This is a genomic window from Shewanella sp. BJSY2023SW005, from assembly GCF_047314585.1.
GTDB classification, from domain to species: domain Bacteria; phylum Pseudomonadota; class Gammaproteobacteria; order Enterobacterales; family Shewanellaceae; genus Shewanella; species Shewanella algae.
The window spans coordinates 1-3455 of record NZ_JBKORJ010000007.1 but is presented as its reverse complement, the minus strand read 5'-3'; the positions used below and the strand labels follow the sequence as shown (position 1 = coordinate 3455).

Genomic DNA, 3455 nt, shown 5'->3' with positions numbered 1-3455 from the left:
AGAACGGTTGGGGTTGGTCATTGTTTTTGTTTGGCGACTAAACAATAACTCTCCAACCGTTTTCATTTCCAGTCCACGCTAATCTGCGATGAACCTTTTTTGTGTCTGTTTTTCATCGTTTGAACTTGTCTGCTATTGGCGCATCGACCGGGATCCCGGCTATTTCGCACCGGCGATCCTGCGACATGGCGAGAGTTGCCAGCGAGAGTTACGTAGCAATATGCTTTCGAGCGCAAACCAAGGATGGCTACAGTTCCGCCTGTGCCTGTAAACTTGTGCATGCCTGTAAACTAGTGCCAAGATTTCACCGATCCAGAGTCATACCTGCCTTGAGCTATCAAGCTTCTACTCGACTTTCAGCTTCTGTCGCAGACTCTCATCTCTGGCGGCCTTGGTGACTTCGAGAGCGATATTGCGCCTGAGGCGAATTAACCAACTGTCGATTTTGGCTTGGTCCATTTTGCAGTCGCAGCGGCTGGAGAGCAGGCTAAGCTGCAGTTCCTGTTGCTGCCGTGCTACTTCTACTTCGACCGTGTATCCCTTGTAGTTATTGAGCCGGGCGAGCCAGGTGCCATCTGCGGCAGTTTCCAGTTCCCAGCTATCCCGGGTAACGGCCCGCTGCAACATGGCGGGGATATCCTGCACATAACCACCTGTGGGTACTGGGTTTTGCCAGCGTTGCAATTGATATTCAGTCTCGGCGGAAGCCGGGTTCAACCATAACAGATTCAGCAGTAGCGGCAGTAGTATTCGTTTCATGATTTTTTCAGCTCCAGGGCGATGGAGAGACGCAGATTCTTGATGTAGTTGTAATAGCCGCGGCCATTCTTGTAGCAGATATCATCAATCAGCTTTTTGCAGACAAAATCCCCCAGGGCGGCGTGGTATTTAAGCTGAATATAGTTGGCGTCGTATTCAATGCGCATCACATTGGTGTCGCCGCGATAGTCGAAACGGGCCAGAATATAGCCCTCACCTTCGCCCTCGTATACCCAAGCAAAGCCCTTGGTGCTGAGCATACCTTCGAGAATGGCATAACGAACCTGGGCCTCACTGGCTCCCGCTACCGGGATCTCTTTATGAACGGCTTCTATATAGCTATTTGAGGATTTGGGTTTGGCATTTTTGTTGATGACCAGCTCGCCGGGGGCGGCTTGCAACGACAGGGAGAAACCGAGGGCGAATAACGCCCCCAGAATGGATTGGACTTGCATATCAGAATCCTTCTGAAAAAGGCTGCGAAAGTCCGAGTCTAGCGAAAAGCCAAGGCACTTGAAAGAGCGCTTGAAACAGCTCTTGAAAGAGAAATTAGAGCAAACCTTCCAAACGCAGACGTTGCATCTCTTTGGCGACTCGTTGCATCTGCATTGGCGTGCCCAAGGTCAAGCGATTCCAGCCTTCAAGCCCAGAGAAGGTACGGCCCACCAGAATGCCGGCCTGCTGCATCCGCTTGCGATAGTCTTCATTGTTACCTTTGATGCGGTGGAAAATAAAACTGGCGTTGAGCGGCAGATAGTCGAGCCCCAGTTGTTTGAGTGTGGCAATGATAATGGCACCGGCTTCTAAGTTGTTGCTGCGGGTCTGCGCCAGCCAGGCGCTGTCATCCAACACTGCTGCCGCCCCATAGAGAGCAAACAGGTTGGCGTTGTCAAAACTCGCCTGGGCCTGCATGGCGGCTATCATTTCCGGAGCGGCAATGGCATAACCGGCCCTTAGTCCCGCCATTCCCCATGCTTTGGAGAACGTCTTGGTCAGCACTATGTGTTTCTGGCCATTTTGAATGAATGGCAGCGCGGATTGGAAATCGCTACCGGCATACTCGCCGTAGGCCTCATCAATAATAAACTGCAGCTCGGGACTGGCCTTGGCCAGCCACTGTGCAACCGGCGCCTTGGACAGCAAGAGGCCGGTTGGGTTGTTGGGGTTACACAGATAGACAATGGAAGGGCCAGGGTGTGCGGCCACGGCGGCTTGCATAGCGGCGATATCGGTTTGCAGCTCGGCGGTGAGCGGCACTTCAGTTACCTTGAGCCCCCGGGCCTTGGCATAGTCGGCCACTATGTCAAAGGTAGGCTTGGGCATCACCAACTGGCAGTGAGCGCTGGCCATGGCATCTATGGCGAACTTGAGTACTTCGGAAGAGCCATTGCCATAAATGAGCTGCTCTTGGCTGACACCGTGGTAGCTTGCCAGGCGCTTGAGCAAAGCCTGACGGGCACTGTCGGGATACAGGTGCGCCTCGCCCATATGCTGCATAATGGCTTCCCTGGCACTGCTTGGCATCCCCAGCGGGTTTTCATTGAAGTTCAGCGCCAGGGGCCCCTTGGAGACTGTAGCTTGGGCCTGCTCTTGGGAAGATAGAGAGAAATTACTGCAGCCACTGAGCCCCAGTGCGGTACTGGCTAGACCGGCTTGAATAAAATGCCTACGACTTAATTGCATGTTTATTATGATGTTCTGGATAAGAGGGCGCTCAGTCTACCCAGAGGAGGAGAGAAAATAAATGAATTTTTATTCACTATTTGAAGCTTGTTATTCTTTTGGCTTTTGATTGTCAGAGATCTTTTCTGAGCCGATCGCGAACTTCCATGAGTGCAAACCCTAACAGATTTAAGCCTTTCCATCTCCTGGGAATTTCAGATTCAGGATGATCTTGAGCGAGCCCTATCCCCCATACTTTATCTACAGGACTAGCCTCGACTAAGATACGGTTTCCAGTATTAAGCAGAAGCGATTTTAGTTCAGTATGCTGAGCAAACTTAGCTAAGTTTGCATTAAGCACTATTTCAAAGCGTCTCTCATCCCAGACTTCTTGGTTGAACCCGACTACTTCCCGACCAATAGCTTTGGCTGCGCCAGGGTTGGTGGCAAGGAGGATTCTTTCACATGCAATGTCATCACCAAATAGCTTTGCCTTGTGATACATCATGTAATGCTCCGCAGTAATGAAGACGTTGCCTTCTTCTTCAAACTTTGCGTCATACCATTGACTAAAACAACTCTTGGAAATTTGTTCTCCTTTCTCCTGGTGTCCCCAGAAGAATATGTACTTGACCTTATTCCCTTGGTCTACGAAATCGACCAACTGTTCTCTTGTCCTAATTTTCAAAGTGATTCCTATGCTTGGTTGCTTTTTACCTACAAAAAGACTTTCTTACCCTGGTCAGTTCAGGCCTTGGCACTGAACTCAGAGATTGTTATGAATTCTATAAGTTGTGTATGAGGCCATGCTACACCAGCTTACAATTTAGCGAAATTTCTTGAATGTTCACGGTCGGTGAAGAGTTGGCTTAAAGCCATGATAGCCGCTGTGCCAGCGGCCTAAAGTCGTGGTGTTCCACACCACACCGGGCAAGGGGTTTTGCTTGTCCAAAGCCCCTTGCATCCCCAAGGACACCCCCGACGTAGCCGAAATCCCCGCTGGCTTATGAAGCAAATTGGCTACACTCAGGACT

Annotated in this window: 4 protein-coding genes; all 4 read right to left on the bottom strand. The window is 50.7% G+C overall.

The window, feature by feature from the left end:
* Window positions 1–345 precede the first annotated feature (345 nt).
* The 4 genes from ACMHXI_RS00985 to ACMHXI_RS00970 all read right to left on the bottom strand — a co-directional run bounded on the left by ACMHXI_RS00985 (window position 346) and on the right by ACMHXI_RS00970 (window position 3085).
* Window positions 346–759, bottom strand: a complete 414-nt coding sequence (locus ACMHXI_RS00985) for a hypothetical protein (RefSeq protein WP_071237171.1) — start codon at window positions 757–759, stop codon at window positions 346–348.
* The gene (locus ACMHXI_RS00980; RefSeq protein ID WP_413733766.1) at window positions 756–1214 is read right to left on the bottom strand and encodes a hypothetical protein; all 459 of its coding nucleotides are present in this window, start codon (window positions 1212–1214) and stop codon (window positions 756–758) included. The genes ACMHXI_RS00985 and ACMHXI_RS00980 overlap by 4 nt, the downstream gene beginning before the upstream one ends.
* 94 nt (window positions 1215–1308) lie before the next feature.
* Window positions 1309–2442, bottom strand: a complete 1134-nt coding sequence (locus ACMHXI_RS00975; protein ID WP_413733764.1) for a pyridoxal phosphate-dependent aminotransferase — start codon at window positions 2440–2442, stop codon at window positions 1309–1311.
* A 112-nt stretch (window positions 2443–2554) separates the two neighbouring features.
* Window positions 2555–3085: an NADAR family protein gene (locus tag ACMHXI_RS00970; RefSeq protein WP_413733762.1), complete on the bottom strand. Its 531-nt coding sequence runs from the start codon at window positions 3083–3085 to the stop codon at window positions 2555–2557.
* Between the last annotated feature and the right edge of the window lie 370 nt (window positions 3086–3455).